Source organism: Pectobacterium araliae (assembly GCF_037076465.1).
In the GTDB taxonomy this organism is placed as follows: Bacteria; Pseudomonadota; Gammaproteobacteria; order Enterobacterales; family Enterobacteriaceae; genus Pectobacterium; species Pectobacterium araliae.
The window spans coordinates 3,284,221-3,305,864 of record NZ_AP028908.1 but is presented as its reverse complement, the minus strand read 5'-3'; the positions used below and the strand labels follow the sequence as shown (position 1 = coordinate 3,305,864).

The 21,644-nt window shown below is 53.3% G+C and carries 11 protein-coding genes and 1 tRNA gene; 5 read left to right on the top strand and 7 right to left on the bottom strand.

Annotated features, from left to right (window positions below):
* Nucleotides 1-148 precede the first annotated feature (148 nt).
* Nucleotides 149-225, top strand: a tRNA-Asp gene (locus tag AACH44_RS14980).
* Between the two features lie 171 nt (nucleotides 226-396).
* Here the strand turns inward: AACH44_RS14980 and AACH44_RS14975 are convergent.
* Nucleotides 397-2,619 (bottom strand): TonB-dependent siderophore receptor, encoded by a 2,223-nt coding sequence (locus AACH44_RS14975; protein ID WP_425606588.1) that lies wholly within the window; start codon nucleotides 2,617-2,619, stop codon nucleotides 397-399.
* A 303-nt stretch (nucleotides 2,620-2,922) separates the two neighbouring features.
* Between AACH44_RS14975 and fes the strand changes: the two genes are divergently transcribed.
* From fes to AACH44_RS14960, 3 genes are all read left to right on the top strand, one after another.
* Nucleotides 2,923-4,314: an enterochelin esterase gene (gene fes / locus AACH44_RS14970; protein ID WP_338659310.1), complete on the top strand. Its 1,392-nt coding sequence runs from the start codon at nucleotides 2,923-2,925 to the stop codon at nucleotides 4,312-4,314.
* Nucleotides 4,286-4,507 carry an MbtH family protein gene (locus AACH44_RS14965; RefSeq protein ID WP_338659309.1) on the top strand — a complete coding sequence of 74 codons (222 nt, stop codon included), beginning with the start codon at nucleotides 4,286-4,288 and terminating at the stop codon, nucleotides 4,505-4,507. The genes fes and AACH44_RS14965 overlap by 29 nt, the downstream gene beginning before the upstream one ends.
* A 72-nt stretch (nucleotides 4,508-4,579) precedes the next feature.
* A complete protein-coding gene (locus AACH44_RS14960) occupies nucleotides 4,580-13,063 on the top strand; it encodes an amino acid adenylation domain-containing protein (protein ID WP_338659308.1) in 8,484 nt (2,827 codons plus the stop codon).
* A 42-nt stretch (nucleotides 13,064-13,105) separates the two neighbouring features.
* On the opposite strand, the gene AACH44_RS14955 is transcribed toward AACH44_RS14960, so the two are convergent.
* The 3 genes from AACH44_RS14955 to fepD are packed head-to-tail and all read right to left on the bottom strand — an operon-like array spanning nucleotide 13,106 to nucleotide 15,974.
* Nucleotides 13,106-13,903 carry an ABC transporter ATP-binding protein gene (locus AACH44_RS14955; RefSeq protein WP_261847767.1) on the bottom strand — a complete coding sequence of 266 codons (798 nt, stop codon included), beginning with the start codon at nucleotides 13,901-13,903 and terminating at the stop codon, nucleotides 13,106-13,108.
* 41 nt (nucleotides 13,904-13,944) lie between these two features.
* Nucleotides 13,945-14,979 (bottom strand): iron-enterobactin ABC transporter permease, encoded by a 1,035-nt coding sequence (gene fepG, locus AACH44_RS14950; protein WP_261847766.1) that lies wholly within the window; start codon nucleotides 14,977-14,979, stop codon nucleotides 13,945-13,947.
* Nucleotides 14,976-15,974 (bottom strand): Fe(3+)-siderophore ABC transporter permease, encoded by a 999-nt coding sequence (gene fepD / locus AACH44_RS14945; RefSeq protein ID WP_425606656.1) that lies wholly within the window; start codon nucleotides 15,972-15,974, stop codon nucleotides 14,976-14,978. The genes fepG and fepD overlap by 4 nt, the downstream gene beginning before the upstream one ends.
* Nucleotides 15,975-16,167: 193 nt before the next feature.
* Between fepD and entS the strand changes: the two genes are divergently transcribed.
* Nucleotides 16,168-17,442 (top strand): enterobactin transporter EntS, encoded by a 1,275-nt coding sequence (entS, locus tag AACH44_RS14940; RefSeq protein ID WP_261847764.1) that lies wholly within the window; start codon nucleotides 16,168-16,170, stop codon nucleotides 17,440-17,442.
* Nucleotides 17,443-17,448: 6 nt separating this feature from the next.
* On the opposite strand, the gene fepB is transcribed toward entS, so the two are convergent.
* From fepB to nrdE, 3 genes are all read right to left on the bottom strand, one after another.
* Nucleotides 17,449-18,474, bottom strand: coding sequence for a Fe2+-enterobactin ABC transporter substrate-binding protein (fepB, locus tag AACH44_RS14935; RefSeq protein ID WP_261847763.1), 1,026 nt, complete (start codon nucleotides 18,472-18,474; stop codon nucleotides 17,449-17,451).
* A 90-nt stretch (nucleotides 18,475-18,564) separates the two neighbouring features.
* Nucleotides 18,565-19,527: a class 1b ribonucleoside-diphosphate reductase subunit beta gene (gene nrdF / locus AACH44_RS14930; RefSeq protein ID WP_261847762.1), complete on the bottom strand. Its 963-nt coding sequence runs from the start codon at nucleotides 19,525-19,527 to the stop codon at nucleotides 18,565-18,567.
* A 24-nt stretch (nucleotides 19,528-19,551) separates the two neighbouring features.
* On the bottom strand, nucleotides 19,552-21,633 hold the full coding sequence (gene nrdE, locus AACH44_RS14925) for a class 1b ribonucleoside-diphosphate reductase subunit alpha (RefSeq protein WP_338659618.1): 2,082 nt from the start codon (nucleotides 21,631-21,633) through the stop codon (nucleotides 19,552-19,554).
* Nucleotides 21,634-21,644: the final 11 nt, after the last annotated feature.

The window sequence follows — 21,644 nt, the reverse complement described above, 5'->3', positions numbered from 1 at the left end:
TGTTGAGAAATGGAGAGGACGGTCACAGAGTGGGTGAGAGAACCATCACTAAGCTGAAATTATAAGCAAACAGAAGCGGTTAGTTATAAAAAGCGTTGACGTAATAGTGCCATCATCTTAGTATTCATCCCGCTCAGTGAGCATGAGTGGAGCGGTAGTTCAGTTGGTTAGAATACCTGCCTGTCACGCAGGGGGTCGCGGGTTCGAGCCCCGTCCGTTCCGCCACTTATTTATTCCATCGTGTATTTATCCACGTATGGATGAAAAAACCGCATATCCTTATGGATGTGCGGTTTTTTTTCGTCTCGATGCAGTGCATCTTGCTGAGTTGGAGGGGATGTCCCCGCTGTTGTCGCATTAACTTGCCACCCCGATTTCAGGGTGACAATGTGGACATTACCAACTGTAGCTGACGGTTGCTATGATGCTGCGACCACTACCGTAAAAACAGGCTTCTGTATTGCTGCATGATGCAACATAGTGTTTGTCGGTGAGGTTGTTGAGATTCAATTTCACTTCAGCACCTTTCAGGCTGGGTGATGCGGTGCCTAAATCGTAGCTCGCCATAGCATCATAGAGCGTGTAATGCGGAACTTTATAACCTTCCTTTCTATCGCCATAAGTGGTGCCCATGTAGCGTACGCCCGTACCCAGTTTTAAGCCTTGCAACACTCCATTCATAAATTGGTATTCCCCCCATGCAGAGGCGGAATGGCGTGGAATCGCTGGCATGGCTTTGTTCACCTCACCTGCGGTGTGGCTCTCTTTAGTTAACGTGTCGAGGTAGGTGTATGCAGCCAGCAGGCTGAACTCTGGTGTAAGCTGGGAACGCAGCTCAGTTTCTACCCCTTTTGATTTCACCTTGCCAATCTGTTCACTGTAGTTGCGGTCGTACTCAGGGAAATAACGCGAAGAGGATAAGTTTTTCTGGGTGATGTCGAACAGTGACAAGGTCAACATTGTGTCACTGCCCTTCGGTTGAAATTTTACACCCACTTCTTTTTGTTCACCGGTTGTCGGTTTAAACGGGTCGGTGCCTGGTGCGCCAGAATCCACATTCGGTTCGAACGACGTACTGTAGCTAATATAGGGTGAGATCCCGTTATCGAATGCATATAGCAGACCGGCTCGACCAGTAAACTTGTTATTGTTTTGTTGCTTGAATGAGCTACTGGTGCGGTCGGTGCTACGGATTTCGCTCCAGTCATGGCGTCCAGATAGCAGCAGATTCCAGTTGTTCCACTCGATCTGGTCTTGCAAGTAGATCCCGACTTGATCTATTTTTTTCAGGTCATCGGTTATCAAGGTGAGTTGGCTATCGGGTAGCAGGTAACCGACGTTGTGGCTTGGATTGGCCCAGTCGTAGTCGTACTGATCTCTACGGTTAACCTGCATGGTGGTATTCCGTTTCTGAGCTTTGTAATCCAATCCACCAATCAACGTGTGATCGACATTGCCGATGTTGAATTGCGCTTTTAACTGGTTGTCGATCCCCATTTCATCGGTCTTGGCTTCCTCCTTTTGCTGGCGCAGGTTGATATGGCTGCTGGTCGCGCTGCCGCCGATGGTATACACCAAATATTTATATTTTTCTTTCAACTGTGAATAGCGGACATTTTGCTGGAATGACACAACATCATTAAATGCATGCTCGAAAATATAGCCGATGGAGGCTAACTCACGTTTTGACCGATGATAGTTAGGGTCGCTAATGTTCATGTGGTAAGGGATGTAGCCAGAGGTGGTACCGATTGCTGTGCCGTAAGCGGGCAGGAAGTTGCGGAAACCTGCTTCGGGATCATTCTGATACAGTGTCATGAGCGTGAAACTGGTATCAGTATTTGGTAGCCAAGTCAGTGATGGCGCGATAGCGATACGTTCTTGTTTTGAATTCTTGATAAATTCATGTTTAGTGCTGCCGATACCATTCAGCCGGTATAGCAGACTTTGGTCATCATTGAGCGCACTGCCGAAATCGAATGCAGCTTCACCCAGATGTTGATTCCCTGTACTCAATTGCACTTTACGGATGGTCTCAGCGGTGGGGCGTTTACTGGTCATACTGATAAGCCCGCCGGGGTTGACCTGACCATAGAGTACTGAGGCCGGACCGCGTACTACCTCGACACGTTCCAGAAACCAGGGATCAATTTTCCCCAAACCACCATCTTGTCCGCTTAATCCGAAACTCAACCCATCCAGATACTTTGCTGCGTAGCGAAAGCCGCGAACAATCACTTCATCATTGCGGTTAGAGGAACCACGATAACTTGTCACCGTGCCGCTGTTGTAGTTTAGCGCATCGGCGACGGAATCGACGTGTTGTGCATCCATTTGATCTCGCGTGATAACCGAAATCGCCTGAGGTGTTTTAACCAGCGGTGTGGCGACTTTGGTGCCGGAGGCGCTTTCTTTCGCAACGAACCCTTTTAGCGGAGCGGTGACGCTTTCTGTCCCGTTGGCTGTCACGAGGATCACGTCGTTATGCGGTGTCGTTTTCTCTTCAGCCTGAGCAACAGAGATGAGGAATATCGAAGAGGTTAACACGAGAGGAAGGCGGTAAGTTTTTATACACTCATTGATTGGTTTATCTAATGTTTTATTTTTCATGGTCAACATACATTCATCCCTTAATCAGAAAGATATTTTTAGCTTGTGGTTGATGGAATTACCTTTTAACGATTTTTAATTTGAATTTATTGTTTTAATTTCCTGAATTTATTTGTTTTTTTAACTTCCATTGTGAGGGGGAGCGCATTGGTGTTGATTTGTACATTGCAATAAATGACCAAAGCATATTATTGTAAATGCAAATAATTCTCAATACAATTCGTAATTGTCATTATTCAAAGCGGATTTGTTTTTATATTGATTAGTATTTGTAATGATTTTGTTTAAATAAACGCACGTTCAGGGAGAGTTATGCCAGTCATGCAGTGCCCCAATTTTATCGCCGAGCTATTGTCTTCATCTGAGGTAGGAACGGTGTGCTGGTGGAAACGGTTGGCGGCTGTCGGCACACCCGTTGTCGCTCCGTCGACAACACCTCAGCAAGTGGAAATGGCATTTTTCTGGCGTGACCCGCACGGTGATGAACAGCATTCTCCGATTAAACAGGTGTACGTCGATATCAATGGTGTGACCAACCACCACAGTGAAGCCCCACAAAGCCTGCAACGACTGAGCGGTACAGATGTCTGGTTCTGGTCCGTGGTGATTCCGGCAACATGGCGTGGCGGCTATAGCCTGATCCCCATCACTCACGAACAACTCCCCCCTGAATTTCAGGGTGATGAGGAACAGCGTAGCCAACAGCAGTGCCAGTGGTGGTGTTCATTGTTTGCATGCGCGATTTCCGATCCGCTTAACCCTTATCAGCCTCTTATCACGTGTGTGGGAGGAGACCACTCTGTGGCACATATGCCCAATGCCCCTGAACAGAGTGCATGGTGTGCTTGGGATGAAGGGAAAGGCGAACGGGAGAGACTTCCATGCATGACGCTTTTTCACTGGCGTAGCGAGCGACTCGGCAATGAGAGACGAGTCTGGCTTTATACCAACGGAGAACGTGTTCAGCCGGGATCCCGTCCGTTGGTTATTGTGTTGGATGGGCAACGGTGGGTTGATGAACTACCGCTTCCCATGGCGCTTGAAGTAGAAACGGCGCAGGGAAATCTACCCACTGCCGTCTGGCTCTTTATTGATGCGATCGATGGCAACTACCGTGCGCAGGAACTCCCCTGCAATGCCGATTTCTGGCTGGCCTTGCAGCAGGAGTTGTTACCGTTAGCGGCCAGCCTTGCCACGTTTAGTGATGACCCTGACCGTACCCTGATCGTTGGGCAGAGCTATGGTGGCCTGTCTGCACTTTATGCGGGATTGCATTGGCCGCAGCGCTTTGGACGAGTGTTGACGCAGTCCGGTTCTTTTTGGTGGCCAAATTTTCAATTGATGACCCGTTTTGACGAGCGTGAGGTTCTGGAGCCCGGCTGGCTGGTGCAAGAGGTCCAGCAGCAAGGTCCCGCGGCTAAACCCTTGGTGATTTTTCAGGAGGCTGGCGATCGCGAGGCTGATATCTGTTTCGTTAATCAGCAGATGAATCAGGCACTGATGGCGGCGGGGCACCAGGTGTTTTTTCGCATTTATTCCGGTGGGCATGATGCCCTGTGTTGGCGTGGTGGTCTGATCGATGGTCTGCGCTGGCTGTTAGCCGACCTGGCAGACAACTCGGCCTCTACTGACAACATAACAATTTCTACTGACAACAAAATAACAGGAGATAGCGATGAGTCAGGAACAACAAAATCCGTTTGATGACGAGACGCTTACGTTTTTGGTTCTTATCAACGCTCAGCGCCAGTACAGCCTATGGCCACAGTTTGTCGCGGCGCCCGCTGGGTGGCAACAGGTGTTCGGTCCGCAGTCTCGTGCGGTCTGTATCGACTACATCGAACAACACTGGCAGGACATGCGTCCGGCCAGCCTGCAAGACGCCGACGCGCGCTAATGCGCCTATGCTTTTTTCCCCGAGTGTTCGGTTTCGGACCACTCGGGAAAGCACCGTTGAGGGAACTGTACCGTGTCTGAGACATCCGTAGTGTTTGATTCTGCCTCTTCTGATCTGTCAGCTGATTTTCTGCAATTACCGTTGGTTGCGGCACAGCCAGGAATCTGGTTTGCCGAGCAATTAGCCCAAGTTCGTCATGACTTTACAGTGGCACATGCCATTGAATTGAACGGTCCACTCGATCGAGATTGTCTGGATCGCGCTATTCGGCAAGGGCTGTCGGAAGCAGATACGGTTCATGCCCGTTTTGTCGTTAACGATGATGGTGAGCCTGTACAGCACTTGCCGCGCCATCCCCTGATCCATGCGCCGGAATGGCGGGATTTAAGCGCGAAGGCTGAGGCCGAAGCAGAGGCATGGGCACTGATTCATCAAGATTTAGTCGCCGATTTACCGGCGGATGGCGAGCAGCCCCTGTACCGTCAGGTCGTGATGAAAGTCGGCAATGCGCCAGAACGTTGGTTGTGGTATCAGCGTTTCCATCATCTGCTGTTGGACGGTTTCAGCTTCGATGCATTGACCCGACGCATCGTCGATATCTACAACGCGCTACGCTCAGGGCGAGCGCCTGCGGCTAGCCCATTCACGCCATTCGCTCCCGTCGTTGCGGAGTATCAGGACTGGCTGGCATCACCTGAATATCAGCGATCCGCTGAGTTCTGGCAGCAACACGCGGCGGACTTGCCGGCTCCGGTATCGCTGGCGACGGAAATGTGTGAACCCGCCGAACCTGACTTACGCTCGTTGCAGCAGCAAGTGGATATCAGTGTCGCGCCATCGGCAGAGGTCGTGATGGCAGCGTTGGCGATATATCTCTATCGCATGAGTGGTGAGCCGACGTTGTCTATCGGTTTCCCCTTTATGCGTCGTATCGGTTCGGCAGCGCTGTGCGTGACTGGTCCTGTGGTGAATGTATTGCCGTTGCAACTGACTCTGCGCCCGACGATGACACTGGCCGAAGTCGATAAGATGTTTGCTACTGAGATAAAGACCGTGAGGCGTCATCAACGCTATGAAGCGGAGCAACTGCGGCGTGATTTAGGACGGGTTGGCGGCGAAGGACTGTATGATCCTGTGATCAACTTCAAGATATATCAGGATGCTTTGATGCTGGAGGGGACTCCGGCCATTACACATGCGTTGGCGATGGGACCCGTCGAGGATATGGAATTTGAACTCGGCAGATTGGGCGAGCAACTGCATCTGACGCTGGTGGCGAACCCGAAGCGCTATAGCGAACAGACACTGCAATGGCATGCGGAACGCATCGCATACTTGTTACAACAGTTGGTGGCTCTGCCGGAAACAGAGATTGCAGACGTGTCCTTGCTGCCATCAGAGGAAAAAGAGCGTATTGCGGCATGGGGACAAGGAGCAACGCTGCCACTACCTAAAGGGATCACCACGGTAGTGGATCTGTTTTTGCAACAAGCCACACGGCAACCGGATGCGATCGCTGTGGCCTGCGGTGATGAGCGATTGACGTATCGCGAATTGTCTACGCGAGTGACGCAGCTTGCCAGGTTGCTCATCGCGCGCGGTATCGGTACGGAGGATGTGGTGGCGATCGGCGTCCCTCGTTCTGTGGACGCGATAGTTGCTATTTTTGGGGTGCTGACCAGCGGCGCGGCTTATCTACCTTTGGATCTGGATTATCCACCGGAACGTATGGCATTGATGCTGGAAGATGCTCGTCCGGCTTTGTTGCTGACCCATCAGGCGGTCGCTTCTCATATGCCGCCGCAGACGGTAACTGTTTGTCTGGACGATGAGGAGACGCGCCGTCTTTGTGCCATGCTGCCGGAACATCCCGTAACGGATACCGAGCGACGGGAACCGCTGTGCGGTGAAAATCTCGCTTATATGATCTACACCTCAGGTTCTACCGGCAAGCCAAAAGGGGTGATGAGTACGCACCGTGGCCTGCTCAACCTGTTGATATCGCATGGGGAGCAGCTGTTTGGTCCGGCAATCACTCGCTTTTTCCACTCTCATGGTCGCCGCCTGCGGGCGGGACACACCGTCTCATTTTCATTCGACTCTTCTTGGGAACCGCTGTTTTGCCTGATTCTAGGCGCGGAGCTGTACGTCTTTGATGAGGATCAACGGCGCGATTCCTGGGCACTGGTGCAGAAATTGCGTCAACTGCCGGTTGACCTGTTGGATATCACCCCCTCGTTCTTTTCACAGTTGGTTGATAGTGGATTGTTGGATGACGAGCAGCCTAAACCCGCATTCATCATGCTTGGGGGAGAAGCCGCTACGCCGTCTTTATGGCAGCGGATACGACAACACCCGGAAATTGAGTTCCATAATTATTACGGGCCTTCTGAGTACACCATTGACACGCTGGGAGCGAATGTTCAGGTTGCCGATCAACCTGTAATTGGTCGCCCAGTTGCCAATACGAGCGCCTGGTTGTTGGATGATCGTTTGCAACCCGTACCCGTTGGGGTGGCAGGGGAGTTATACATCTCTGGTACGGGTATTGCGCGCGGCTATTTGCGACGTCCGGATCTTACCGCAGCACGTTTTGTCGCCAACCCGTTTCAGGCTGGTGACGTGATGTACCGCACGGGTGATGTGATGCGCTGGCGAACGGATGGGCAGTTGGTATTTATCGGCCGCGTGGATCATCAGATTAAAGTGCGGGGATTCCGCATTGAGTTGGGTGAAGTTGAAAGCGCATTAGTGGCATTACCAGAGGTCAGTACGGCGGTCGTAATTGCCGAACCGAATGGTGTCACCTATCGGCTGGTTGGGTACTGTTCGGTGCCGGATGCGGCGGTTCGCTCACAGCCAGATATTGTCACTAGCTTGCAGGCACAATTGGCTGCTCGTTTACCGGATTACATGGTGCCGTCGCTGTTGGTTGTGTTGGAGGCGTTGCCACTGACGGTGAATGGAAAAATTGATCGTCAGGCGTTGCCTAAACCGCAATTCAGTGCGCTGCCAAACAGCGGACGTCAGCCAGGCAATGAGCAGGAAGCGTTAATTTGTCAGGCCGTGGCAGCCATCCTGGGGCTGGAGAATATCGGCGTGGATGACGACTTTTTCTCGCTGGGGGGCGATAGCATTTCGGCCATGGCGCTTGGTTCTCGGCTGCGTCGGGCTGGCTGGCAGCTACGAGCAAAAGATATTTTTGCTCAGCGCATCCCAGAACGAATGGCGCAAACGATGTTGCCGCTTGAGTGTGCGCCATCTCAACCGAGTGTTCCACGACAGGGCGTGATAAACGGATTACCTATTGTGCGCTGGTTTGCTCAACACGGTATTGAGCGGCAGTTCTCACATGGGGTCTATCTTCAGGTTCCTCCAGCATTACAACTCGAACAGATAGAACAGGCGTTGCGGGTGTTGGTTAACACCCACCCCGCGTTAGCGGCACGGGTTTGTGATGGCGCGTTGACGATCAGTGAACCTGCGCCAGATGGGCGGTATTGCCGTGATTGGTCGATAGAAGAAGATAAAGACGCCAGTGCCGGAGCGGCGTTAGCGGCGCTCTCTCACCAGATCAAACCAGAGGCTGGCGTCATGATGCAAGCTGCGCGTCTACGGCATGGTGAGCAGGCGTGTGGACTGGTGTTGGTGATCCACCATCTCGTGGTCGATGGCATTTCGTGGCGGGTACTGTTGCATGAATTGCGGCTCGTGGCGGAGGCGATTATGGCTGAGCGCCCCATCACGTTGGCTGAGGAAGAGTACTCACTGATGGGATGGTCGACACATCTTTTAGCGACGGCATCACACCGACGCGGTGAGCTGGCATTTTGGCAGGCGATGTGGCGCGACGAGGTGCGTATGTTGGGCGCCCGTCGGTTGGATCCCGCACGCGATCGGCAGAGCACGCAGCAAGTGGAACGGCGTTTGCTGAGCGCGGAACAGACGACCGCGCTGCTGGTGGATTTGCCGCAACAGTATCGCGCCACGGTAGATGAAGTGCTATTAACTGCACTGGGGATGGCGTGTTCACGCTGTTATCAGACACGTGCGCTGCGAGTCATGATGGAGTCTCATGGGCGTAGCGATGAGGCAGGGTTCGATCTGGGGCGGACTGTAGGGTGGCTAACGGCAGAATATCCGGTGTGTTTCAATTGGGATAACACGGATGCCACTACCCCGGCATATATGCTGACCGCAGTGAAAAACGTCTTACGCGCAGTGCCAGATAATGGCGTTGGCTATGGTCAGTTGCGCTGGCTGGATGAAATCGGTGCGTCAGCGCTGACGGTATTGGAAGAGCAAAATACGCCAGAGATTCTGTTCAATTATCTAGGCCGTTTTGGTCGTCAGGTAGGGCCATGGTCACCGTGTGGCACGGCTGACAGTTTCCGTGATGTTTTCGTGGCCACGCAGGCGGAACAATCACCGCTCAGCCATGCGCTGGAAATTAACCTCTTTGTTGATGAGCAGGGTTCACTACCGCAACTGGCAATCCTGTGGGGCTGGGCTGATGGCATTTTTACCGCACAGGCTATCAGCGAACTGCATGATGCATTGGTTGCCGCTGTTGGGGAGCTCACTGACTTTAGCCGTCAGCAGCCACAACGAACGGCGGATACATTGACACTCTCGGAGATTGGGATGCCGGGAATGACAGCGGAAACGTTGGCACAGTTACGTCAGCAACATGGCCCATTGTCAGCGGTGTTACCGCTAATGCCGTTACAGCAAGGGTTGCTGTTTCATGCTCAGCTTGCCGAAAACCGGGGCAGCTATAATTCCCTGGTCCGTCTATCGTTGCACGAACCACTGGGGGCGGAGCAGATACGTAAGGCGTTGGACGCGCTGGTACGTCGTTATCCGCAACTGGCGGCGCGGTTTGATACTGAACTGGCCGCTCAGCCGTTGCAGGTTGTGCCATTGCTGCGTGATGACATTTCATATTGGCCATTGACAGAACACACGTTGCCGACGGCGGAAAGCGCGGCATTGTGGGAATTGGAGCATCAAGAACTTACGCGAGATCTGTTTCGTCAGCCGCATGCCATGCTACATGCCTTATTAGTGTCACACGGTCAGAGTCAGACGCTATTTCTTAATGCGCACCATTTGGTGGTTGATGGCTGGTCAACCCCGGTGCTGTTGCGGGATTTCTTTGCGCTGCTGCGTGGTGACACGCTACCGCCAGTGACGGACTATGCGCAGGTCGTTCTTCAATTGACGGGTCGCGATCTGGAGGTTTCCCGTCAAGTGTGGCGTGAGGCACTAGTCAATGCCCGTCCGACGATTTTGTTTGATAAACAATCGGATACCGAAGCGGTTCGTGAACTGGAACTGTTGCTCGACAGTGCATTAGAGCAGGCTATGCTACGGCTCTGCCGTCAACAAGGATTGACGCTTAACACCTTGATACAAGGCATATGGGGAGTGTTGTTGAGCACATACAGCGGGAGTCAGGATATCCTGTTTGGCTCTCCGGTATCAGGTCGTTTTGGCGCGTTTGACGGCGCCGAAACGCAGGTTGGGTTATTCAGCAACACGCTGCCGGTTCGGGTCCGTGTCGATCCGACACTGCCGCTGCTATCACAACTGGCGGCGTTACAACATCAACAAATCCAACTGATTGAACACGATGGGCTGGGACTGGGAGATATCCAGAAATTGGCCGGCGTCGGTACACTATTTGATACCTTGTTAGTGGTGGAAAATTATCCAGAAGGTGATGCGCTAGATTCACGTTGTACGGAAGTCAGTAACCGTGGCTATACACACTATCCGTTGACGTTACTGGTGCTGCCGGGAGAACACCTGCGGCTATTAATGGAATATCGAGACAGTGTGCCTCAGCCAGAGCGACTGTTGCAGCGATTGCAGCATCTTTTGGCGCAGCTCGTTGCGCAGCCAGAATTGCCCCTGAGTGCCTGGAATCTACTGTTACCTGAAGAAACGCAGTTTATTGACGAGGTAAACCGCACACAGCATGTTGTGCCGTCAGGAACCTTACATCAAGCGGTGGCGGAGCAGGCGCTGCGCACGCCGGATGGGGTGGCGCTGGTGGATTGCCAGCACCGACTGACTTACCGTCAGATGATGCACCACATTCAGGGAGTGGCGCAGCGGTTACGTGATGCTGGCGTTCAACCGGGTGATATTGTTGCGATAGCGTTACCGCGTTCGGTGCGTCTCAGTCTGGCGCTGTCGGCGGTATTGGCGTGTGGCGCTGCCTGGCTACCGTTGGACACCGGCTACCCGGATGAGCGGCTGGCGATGATGGTGGAGGATGCGCAACCCCGCTTGATTCTGACAGAGAGTGCCTTGCTGCCACGTTTCGCGCAGCAGGGGCAGGTGCTGATTCTGGATGCATTGATCGCAGAGTCTGCTCTGCCGGCGTATCACCGTGTCGATGTGAAGTCCGATGCAGCGGCTTATGTACTCTATACCTCTGGTTCCACCGGGCGGCCAAAAGGCGTGGTAGTCAGCCATCGGGCGATCGTGAATCGACTGTGGTGGATGCAGGATCAATATCCTCTTACCCACGAGGACGTGGTACTACAGAAAACACCATGCAGTTTTGACGTATCGGTATGGGAGTTTTTCTGGCCGCTGATGACCGGCGCAACGTTGGTGATGGCACCACCGGATTCGCATCGCGATCCTTCTATGCTGAAGCAGCTTATTCACGAGCACGCTGTGACTACACTGCACTTTGTCCCATCCATGTTGGCGGCGTTTGTTAACGCGTTGGAACAGGGAGCGGGTGAGGATAATGGCTGTGATTCGTTACTACGCGTATTTTGTAGCGGTGAGGCATTATCCCGTGAATTGGCGATGAACTGGCAGGCGCTCGTCGGTGCTCCGTTACACAATCTGTATGGCCCGACGGAAGCGGCCGTCGATGTGACCTATCAACCCGCGTTCGGTATGGCTCTGGCGGATTGTACCGCTCCTGGTATTCCTATTGGTCTACCGGTGTGGAATACCCAACTGAGAATTCTGGATGCCTGTTTGCGCCCGGTTCCGCCCGGCGTGGCTGGCGATCTCTATTTGTGTGGGAGACAACTGGCGCAAGGTTACCTGCGTCGACCTGACCTGACGGCCAGCCGATTTGTCGCCGACCCATTTGCCGCGGGGGAGCGTATGTATCGTACTGGCGATATCGCTCGATGGTTGGATGATGGCACGGTGGAATATCTGGGACGCAGCGATGATCAATTGAAAATTCGTGGTCAGCGTATTGAACTGGGCGAGATTGAGCAGGCATTGCTGGCACAGCCGCAAGTGGCTCAGGCTGTGGTGTGCGCTCGAGAACTCAGTGGGCATACAAGTACAACGCACGGCGCAGATGGACGTCAACTGGTGGCATGGTTGATCCCACAGGATGGAAGGGAACTGGATATTCCTGCGTTACAGCAGGCGTTAGCGCGGCGTTTGCCAGCACATATGCTGCCTGTGAGTTACGTGCCGATGACCGACTTTCCGCTAAGCGCCAATGGCAAACTGAACCGTAAAGCCTTGCCAATGCCAGAGATGATGCGAACTGAAGGCCGCGTCCCAGTGACCGAAAGCGAACGTTTCATCGCAGGGCGCTTTGCTGAGATTCTTCAGTGTGATCGTGTCTTCGCTGATGATGATTTCTTCGCGCTTGGGGGGCATTCGCTACTGGCGATGCAACTGGCTGCGGACATTCGGCGGTATAGCCAGTACGCGATGAGTGTGGGGCAGATCATGGCACAGCGTAGCGTAGAGAAACTGGCGAAGCTGTTGGAGGGGGCTGATGAACCTGACTCGGCTGAGAGTCATGGCAGTGGTGAAATATTGCCATTGCGTGCTGGAAACGGGCCTGCCTTATTTTGCATCCATCCAGCCTCGGGGTTCGCCTGGCAGTATTCGGGACTGTTACGCTATTTAGGCGGTAATTATCCGATTATCGGTTTGCAATCGCCACGCCCGCAGGGCGGCATTGCCCACTGCGCGTCAGTGGATGAGATGTGTGAGCGTCATCTGGCGGCCTTACGTCGTTTGCAGCCACACGGCCCCTATTTCTTGTTGGGGTACTCGCTCGGCGGCACGTTGGCGCACGGCATTGCGGCTCGTCTGCAACAGTCTGGTGAAGAGGTGGCGTTTTTAGGTCTGCTGGATACCTACCCAGCGGAAGGGCAGGATTGGAGCGGCCCAAGTGAGGATGAAGCGCGGCAGGAAGTAGAGCGGGAACAGGCTGAGTTTATGAATGCAGCCGAAGAGGAACGTGATGCGCAGTTACGGGCGGATAAGGCGGCGATGTTTAAGGATATCGTGGCAAATTACCGTGATGCCGTTCGGCTCCTCTCGACTGCAACATCACCGTGCTACCACGGCGATGCCACCTTATTCGTTGCTACCCGAACGTTACCGGCAGACATGGATGTGAAGGCCAGTTGGGCGCCCTATATCGACGGGGTGACCCTCTATCCCCAATCGAGCGAACATGCGGATATTCTCTCGCCGCACACATTGGTCGAGTTGGGGCCGTTGTTGGATAAGCTGCTGACGAAAGCGCTTTCCGCGACGGTTTGATAGCTCTGTTTTCCTTTTCCCACAATAACGTGGGAAGAGGGGTCAGGGAGCTTGATAACCCTTACCGTATGGCACAATCAGTGGCGTGTGGGACACCGGGTCGTCGATGATGAGGCAAGACAGACCAAATACCTGTTTGAGCAATTCCGCGTTGACGATCGCGGCGGGTTTGCCTGCCGCAACAACCTGACCATTGTGCATGACGATCAAATGATCGGCGTAACGGCAAGCCTGATTGAGATCGTGTAATACCGCAACCAGCGTATGGCCGTGTTGTTGGTTCAGCTCACGGAACAGATCCAATAATTCAATCTGATGGGCGATGTCCAACCAGGTGGTCGGTTCGTCCAGAAGCAGTAGTGGTGTTTGTTGTGCTAACACCATTGCAATCCATACGCGCTGACGCTGACCGCCAGATAAGGCATCTACGCTGCGATCGGCCAGTTGTGCTACATGGGTGGCCGCCATTGATCGTTCCACTATCTCCTGATCCTGATGACTCCATTGCCGCAATAGGCTCTGGTGCGGATAGCGCCCACGTGCCACCAAATCGAACACGGTGATGTTGTCCGGCACAATGGCGTGTTGTGGCAATAGTCCTAACTGGCGAGCCAGCATTTTCGTGGGGAGATGGTGAATGTTCTTGCCGTCCAGTAGCACTTCCCCCGTATGGGGTTTGAGCAGACGGCACAATGCCCGTAGTAGTGTGGACTTACCGCAGGCATTCGGGCCGATAATGACGCTGAACTGATGCTCGGGAAGGGTGATATTCAGGTTCTCGGTGATGATGTGACGATCATATCCCAGCGTAAGGTTGTTGGCGTGCAATTGCGGCTTCATGCTAGTTCTCTGTATTGAATAAGTAGCCATTTGTGAATCGATTAACGACGCGCTTCTTGAATCAGTAGGCCAATCAGATACAGGCCTCCCAGACTGACCGTCACCGCACCGACTGGCAGTTGAATTGCGGAAAAACTATGTTGTGCAATGATATCTGCCATGATCAGTAACACCGCGCCGACTAACGCGGAACATAACAATGGGGTTGCACTGGCCTTGATCAAGCGACGGGCGATTTGCGGAGCCGCGAGTGCGATAAAGGATATCGGGCCTGCACACGCGGTGGCGACGGCGGTGAGCAAAATACCACATAGCATCAACCATAGCCGACTGGCTTCCGCATTCACGCCTAACGCACGGGCGCTGTCGTCCCCCATTTCCAACAAATGCAAACGTCGCCCCAGCAGCAATGTTGCCAGAATGGTCACAGGGATTAATGACAACGCTGGTTGCGCTTTTGCCCACGTCATACCGTTGAGCGTGCCGGCGGCCCACAGTGCGGCGGTCATCACGCTATCCAGCGACCCGGTGATCTTTAACCAGGTATTGAATGCCGCCAGTATGGCGCTGATGGCAATACCGATGATGATCAAACGAAAACCGCTGATTCCCTGGCGCCAGGCGAGTAGGTAGATCACTGCCGCCGTCGCGATCCCCCCCAGCATCGCGCCGCTGGCGACACGATAATAACCGCTATCGAAGAGGATAATCGTGACTAACGCGCCAGTATAGGCTCCAGTATTGAAACCCACGATATCAGGGCTTCCTAACGGGTTGCGGGTAATAGACTGAAAAATCGCACCGCTAACGCCCAGTCCAGCCCCTAGCAGCAGCGCCATGATCGCTCGGGGAGCCCGCCATTGAGTGACGATCGTTACTATATTGGTATCGTGGTTGTTGTGCGTAAAAAAGTGAGCAAACGCCAGCCACACGTCACGTGATGTGAGGGCTAAGGAGCCGAGACGTATGGCCAGCGTCAGTAGCGTTAGCATGGTCAGAAGCAGTGCCAGGTTGGTGATAATAACTCGTAGCGGCAGGCGGCCGAATGGGCTACTCAGATAGTGGGTGGGTGTCATGACTGACGTCTCCGAACCAGCCAAATCAACATCGGTGCGCCGATAAATGCGGTTACGATTGAAACGCGAAGCTCGCCAGTAACCAGCAGGCGTCCGACGATGTCGGCACTTAAAAGGAGAATAGGGGCAAATAGCAGTGAATAGAGCACAATCCAACGTTGATCAGGTCCTGTCCACCAGCGAACAATATGAGGTGTCATCAGACCGATAAAACCAATCGGGCCGACTAGCGCGGTAGCGGAACCGCATAACAGCATCACGGCGATAATGGCGATGGTACGAGTCAACACCACTCTGGAGCCGAGAGCCGTCGCGAGGTCTTCACCCATACTGAGCGTATTTAGCATTCTGCCGATGAGTAGCGCCAATCCGATACCTAGCACGATAGCGGGCGTAGCCAGCGCGACATTGTGCAACGAGCGAATATCCAGCGTGCCAGCTTCCCACATCCGCAACTGATCAAACGCCTGTGGGTCGAGCAAAGAAATGGAGGATGTCATTCCGGACAGCACCGCATGCAGCGCCACCCCTGCGAGTGTTAACCGGAGCGGATTGACTCGGCCACCGCTTAATGTGCCGATAATCCACACCATCAGGCTGGCGAATAGTACGCCAATCCAGGCGCTACCGAGCCAAGCCTCCATACTGTTAATACCGAATAGGCTGATACTGACGACAATCGCGAAGCTGGCGCCCGCATTAATGCCAAGAATACCGGGGTCGGCTAGCGGGTTGCGTGTTAACGCTTGAATCACGGCACTGGCACTTCCCAACGCCATGCCGGCCACGATCCCGGCCAACGTACGTGGCAGACGGGCCTGCGTAATGATGGTGCTATCAGCACCCTGTAGCGTCCCTATCAGGCTGTGCCAGACGATTTGCGGAGCGATAGGTTTTGCTCCCAGCATCAGGCTTGCTATCGCTGTCGCTGCTAACAGCAGAGACAGGAGTATCAGGCCATATCTGCGTCTTAAATCGCGATCTGTCACGCTGATGACATGGGGATGAGGCTGAGTTGGCGATTTTTGCAACAGTAGCATCCTTACCGATGTCTTTTGATTAACATAATTACTGAGAATGGTTATCATTAGTGTTTGTTGGATTCCATGGTAACATGAGTTTCCCATCAAATACATTGACGTAGCACCAGCGTCTGACGGTGTACGACCTTATTGCTCTGTGGACATTATGGCTAAATCATCAATTCTGCTGGATTTCAGCTTGCTCAAAAACAACGCGTCGTTCCGTGCCATTTTCTTTGCCCGAATGCTGTCTGTATTTGCGTTGGGAATGTTGACCGTCGGTGTGCCGATACAGATACAGGCGATGACCGGTTCAACGCTGCAAGTCGGGGTTGCGGTGACGTTAGACGGTATCGGCATGTTTGCTGGGCTGATATTGGGCGGCGTTCTGGCAGATCGTTATGATAGGCGGCGGCTTATTCTGTTTTCTCGTGCGATTTGTGGTTTGGGATTTGTGGCGCTGAGCATCAATGCATTTTTAAGTGCACCGTCACTGCTTGCTCTCTATGTACTGGCATTTTGGGACGGTTTTTTTGGCGCGCTGGGGATGACCGCGTTGATGGCGGTCATCCCGCTGCTGGTAGGGCGAGAGAATCTTCCTGCCGCAGGGGCGTTGAGTATGCTGACTGTGCGTCTGGGGGCTATTTTGTCACCTGCGCTGGGAGGGATCATTATTGCCACGAGTAGCGTTGGGTGGAATTTTGCGATTGCGGCAGTGGGGACGCTGGCGACATTAATCCCACTGACGCGGTTGCCCGCGATGAAACCGGAGCAGGGAGAGCCGGAACACCCATTGCGATCGCTGGCTGGTGGGATCGCGTTTGTGTGTTCCCATCGCGTTGTGGGGGCGGTGGTGCTGATTGGCCTGCTGGTTAGCATGATCGGCGCCATGCGAGTGCTGTTTCCTGCACTGGCGGAAAACACCTGGCATGCTGGCCCCTCTGCCGTCGGGTTGATGTTTGCGGCGGTTCCTCTGGGCGCAATGCTGGGCGCATTTACCAGTGGGTGGGTAGCCGGTGTTACCCGGCCTGGGCTTCTGATGCTGGGATGCGCCTGCGCGGCATTTTGGGCTGTTGCTTCGCTAGGGATGTATACGCATATCGTGCCAGCGCTAGTGGCACTGGTGTGCTATGGCTACCTCAACGCGATGGTGTCGCTGTTACAATTCACGTTAATCCAAAGCTATACCCCCGATCGGCTACTGGGGCGGGTGAACAGTTTCGGCACAGCACAGGATGTGACTGGCGATTCGTTCGGAGCGCTGGGGCTAGGGATGATGGCGCGATTGATGACGCCGGCGATGAGCATATTGACATTTGGGGCGGTCGCGGCGTTACTGGTGATGCTCATGGCCTGTATGGGGCGATCGCTCCGCCAGTGCCGGTTCGGTACACCGGAAGCGGAAAGCGTGCCAGATGAGTCGCCAGCACGCTCGTCTTGAGGTCGGTTACGGTTTTCGGAAGGACGTTTCTATTTTGTTCAGCATGTTACTGGCGCTGTAGTAATCCAACCGGAACGTATCCGGTCCCATGTCCCATACCTGTTTCTGTTGGATCGGCATCAGGTGGCTGAGAAACGGGTTGTTCATTACGTTACTTACCGTGCTTTCACGGGTTGAAAATAGCAGTAATGATTGACCGTTCAGGCTGGCTGCCATGTTTTCCCCAGAGATTTGCACGATATCTTGACGCTTTCCTTGTCGGGTTTCGGTCTGAATGCCGGCCGGTAGCGCCGCTAACTGAAAGCCCAACGCTGTCAGCAATTTCCCCTGTGCTGAGGCGGCCGTCCATAGGTTTACGCCGCGTCCATCTTCATAATAGACTAGGGCGGATACCGGCTGGGGAGGCAACTGAATCGCCTGTTTCACGTCTTTAACCCGTTGCTCGAACTGGGTGATAATTTGCTCGGCATCTTCACTATGGCCTGTGGCGTTCCCCAGTTGCTCTGCCAACTGTTGCCAGCTTTTATCGCCATAATCGATCACCAATGTCGGCGCAATAACAGAGAGTTGCTCATACAATTTGAGCGCTGAATCTCCTCCTGTGGCCGCGAGCACGATCAAATCGGGATTGGCTTCCGCGATGGCTTCAGCGTTGGGTTCTGTGATGTAAAGGGGTTTGACACCTCGCTGTTTTGCTACCTGAGACCATTGTGTGAAGAAGCCCTGTTCATCGGCCACCGTGCTATTGGGGGCGGTGGCTCCGGATGCGACGAGCGGCGCATTGATTGCCAGCAGGGTGCCGCTGATCGTGATGCTGGTGGACACAATACGTTGCGGCTGATGGTTGAGGGTAAGTGGGCCTTTCCGTGTTTGTAATGTGCGAGGCCAACTGCCGGAACTGTCGGTATGAGGTGCATCAGAGGGGGATGTGGGGGCCGTAGAGGCGTTATCACAACCCACAAGTAGCATCAACATGGTACCGAAAAACACGGTGCCGATGCCGGACGTGATGGAACGATGGCAAGTAGGCATAACAATAAAAGCCTTTTGAAAGAATGTCGTCAGAACGGTATGCGTGATTGTCCATGATTTTGGTCACCGCGCGAAGCGGTGACCTATCATTTAGAAGTCCCAATCTTCGTCTTCAGTGTTGACGGCTTTCCCGATCACATAAGATGAACCGGAACCAGAGAAGAAGTCATGGTTCTCATCTGCGTTTGGCGAGAGTGCCGAGAGGATCGCCGGATTCACATCCGTCATACTGGCGGGGAACAGCGCTTCATAGCCGAGATTCATCAGCGCCTTGTTCGCATTGTAGTGGAGGAATTTCTTCACATCTTCCGTCCAGCCGACGCCGTCATAGAGTTCCTGAGTATATAGCACTTCATTGTCGTACAAATCCTGTAGCAGATCGTAGGCGAAATTTTTCACCTGCTGCTGGCGAGCGGGATCCGCCTTCGCCAACCCACGCTGAAATTTGTAGCCAATATAGTAACCGTGTACCGCTTCGTCACGGATGATGAGTCGAATCAAATCCGCCGTGTTAGTGAGCTTGGCGCGGCTCGACCAGTACATCGGCAGATAGAAGCCAGAGTAAAACAGGAACGATTCCAGAAACACGCTGGCGACTTTCTTCATCAGCGGATCGTCACTGCGGTAGTGTGACAGAATAATGTCCGACTTTTTCTGTAAGGCGGGATTTTCTTCACTCCAGCGATAAGCATCATCCACTTCGCTGGTTAGACACAGCGTCGAAAAAATTGAGCTGTATGAACGGGCATGTACCGCTTCCATAAAGCTGATGTTAGAGAGCACCGCTTCTTCATGCGGCGTCACCGCGTCTGGCATGAGTGTTGGCGCACCCAGCGTATTTTGGATGGTGTCCAGCAGCGTCAGGCCAGTGAAAACGCGGATCGTCAACTGACGTTCGTGGGCATTCAACGTACTCCATGACGGAATATCGTTCGACAGCGGCACTTTTTCCGGTAGCCAGAAGTTAGACGTCAGGCGGTTCCAGACTTCCAAATCTTTGTCGTCTTCAATTTTGTTCCAGTTAATCGCCTGGACGCGAGTGAGTGCGGTCATGCTTCGATTTCCTTCCGCGATGGCTTATAGCGCACAGGACACACAACCCTGAACTTCGGTGCCTTCCAGCGCCATCTGCCGTATGCGAATGTAGTAAATAGTCTTAATACCTTTGGTCCAGGCGTAGATCTGCGCTTTATTGATGTCACGCGTGGTGGCGGTATCGCGGAAAAACAGCGTCAGCGACAGCCCTTGATCGACGTGCTGTGTGGCGGCGGCATAGGTGTCGATAATCTTCTGCGGCCCGATTTCATAGGCATCCTGGTAGTACTCCAGATTGTCATTGTTCATGTAAGGGGCAGGGTAGTAGACGCGACCGATCTTGCCCTCTTTACGAATTTCGATACGTGACACAATCGGGTGGATGCTGGACGTCGAGTGGTTGATATACGAAATCGAACCGGTCGGCGGAACCGCCTGCAAATTCTGATTATAAATGCCGTGCGCCATCACGGACTCACGTAGCGCCGCCCAATCCTGCTGAGTAGGAATGTGGATGCCAGCCTGCTCAAACAGCTCGCGTGCACGTGCCGTTGTCGGTTCCCAACGCTGTTCAACGTACTTATCAAAATACTCGCCCGTGGCGTATTTGGAGTGCTCGAAGCCTGAGAAGCGTTGGTTCCGCTCTATCGCTAACGCATTCGATGCCCGAATCGCGTGGAAAGCGACGGTGTAGAAATAGATATTGGTGAAATCGATGGCTTCTTCTGTACCGTAAAAAATACGCTCTTTCGCCAGGTAGCCGTGCAGGTTCATCTGGCCTAAACCAATCGCATGCGATTGGTCGTTGCCTTTTTCGATGGATGGCACGGAGCTGATGTGGCTCATATCGGAAACGGCAGTCAGCGCACGGATCGCCATTTCAACTGTCTGACCGAAATCGGGCGAGGCCATCGCGTTGGCGATATTCATCGAACCGAGGTTACAGGAGATGTCTTTACCAATATGGCGATAGCCAAGATCGTCGTCGTACAGGCTGGCCTCGTTGACCTGCAAAATCTCAGAGCACAGGTTACTCATATTGATGCGGCCGTGAATCGGGTTCGCACGGTTCACCGTATCCTCAAACATCATGTAGGGGTAACCGGACTCGAACTGGATTTCAGCGAGAATCTGGAAAAATTCGCGCGCTTTGATTTGGGATTTACGAATGCGTTTATCGTTTACCATCTCGTGGTATTTTTCGGTCACGCTAATTTCCGACAGCGGCACGCCGTAAACCTGTTCGACATCATAGGGTGAGAACAGGTACATCACCTGATTATTTTTCGCGAGCTGGAACGTGATATCGGGGATGACCACACCTAAAGACAGCGTCTTGATGCGGATTTTCTCATCGGCATTTTCTCGCTTGGTATCCAGAAAACGCAGAATATCCGGGTGATGTGCATTGAGGTACACCGCCCCCGCGCCCTGACGCGCACCCAACTGGTTGGCGTAGGAAAACGCATCTTCCAGCATTTTCATGATAGGAATAATGCCGGATGACTGATTTTCGATACGCTTGATCGGCGCACCAGTCTCGCGGATGTTACTGAGCATGAAGGCCACACCACCGCCGCGTTTTGAGAGCTGAAGCGCTGAGTTAATCGCTCGACCAATCGACTCCATATTATCTTCAATTCGCAATAGGAAGCAGGAGACCAATTCACCGCGCTGTTTTTTACCGCAGTTGAGGAAGGTCGGAGTGGCTGGCTGGAAACGTCCGCTGATGATCTCGTCGACTAATGCGCTCGCCACCGCGGTGTCCCCTTTGGCGAGAGCCAGCGCAACAAGACAAACGCGATCTTCGTAACGTTCCAGATAGCGTTTGCCATCAAAGGTTTTGAGCGTATAGCCGGTATAGTATTTGAACGCCCCTAAAAAAGTCTGAAAACGGAATTTGTGGGCATAAGCCTGCTGGAAAAGGCTTTTGATGAAATCAAATTGATACTGGTCCAGCACGTCTGCTTCGTAATAGCCTTCTTCCACCAGATAACGCAGTTTCTCTTCCAGATTATGGAAGAACACAGTGTTCTGGTTGACGTGTTGTAGAAAATAACGGCGAGCTGCGAGCTTATCCATCTCAAACTGGATATTCCCCTCTGCGTCGTAGAGGTTCAGCATCGCATTGAGCG

Excerpts from the sequence above, each read along its gene's own strand:
- nrdF (WP_261847762.1), bottom strand. The coding sequence starts at position 19,527 with ATGACCGCACTCACTCGCGTCCAGGCGATTAACTGGAACAAAATTGAA.
- AACH44_RS14965 (WP_338659309.1), top strand. The coding sequence starts at position 4,286 with ATGAGTCAGGAACAACAAAATCCGTTTGATGACGAGACGCTTACGTTT.
- entS (WP_261847764.1), top strand. The coding sequence starts at position 16,168 with ATGGCTAAATCATCAATTCTGCTGGATTTCAGCTTGCTCAAAAACAAC.
- nrdE (WP_338659618.1), bottom strand. The coding sequence starts at position 21,633 with ATGCTGAACCTCTACGACGCAGAGGGGAATATCCAGTTTGAGATGGAT.
- AACH44_RS14975 (WP_425606588.1), bottom strand. The coding sequence starts at position 2,619 with ATGTTGACCATGAAAAATAAAACATTAGATAAACCAATCAATGAGTGT.
- fepB (WP_261847763.1), bottom strand. The coding sequence starts at position 18,474 with ATGCCTACTTGCCATCGTTCCATCACGTCCGGCATCGGCACCGTGTTT.
- fepG (WP_261847766.1), bottom strand. The coding sequence starts at position 14,979 with ATGACACCCACCCACTATCTGAGTAGCCCATTCGGCCGCCTGCCGCTA.
- fes (WP_338659310.1), top strand. The coding sequence starts at position 2,923 with ATGCCAGTCATGCAGTGCCCCAATTTTATCGCCGAGCTATTGTCTTCA.
- AACH44_RS14955 (WP_261847767.1), bottom strand. The coding sequence starts at position 13,903 with ATGAAGCCGCAATTGCACGCCAACAACCTTACGCTGGGATATGATCGT.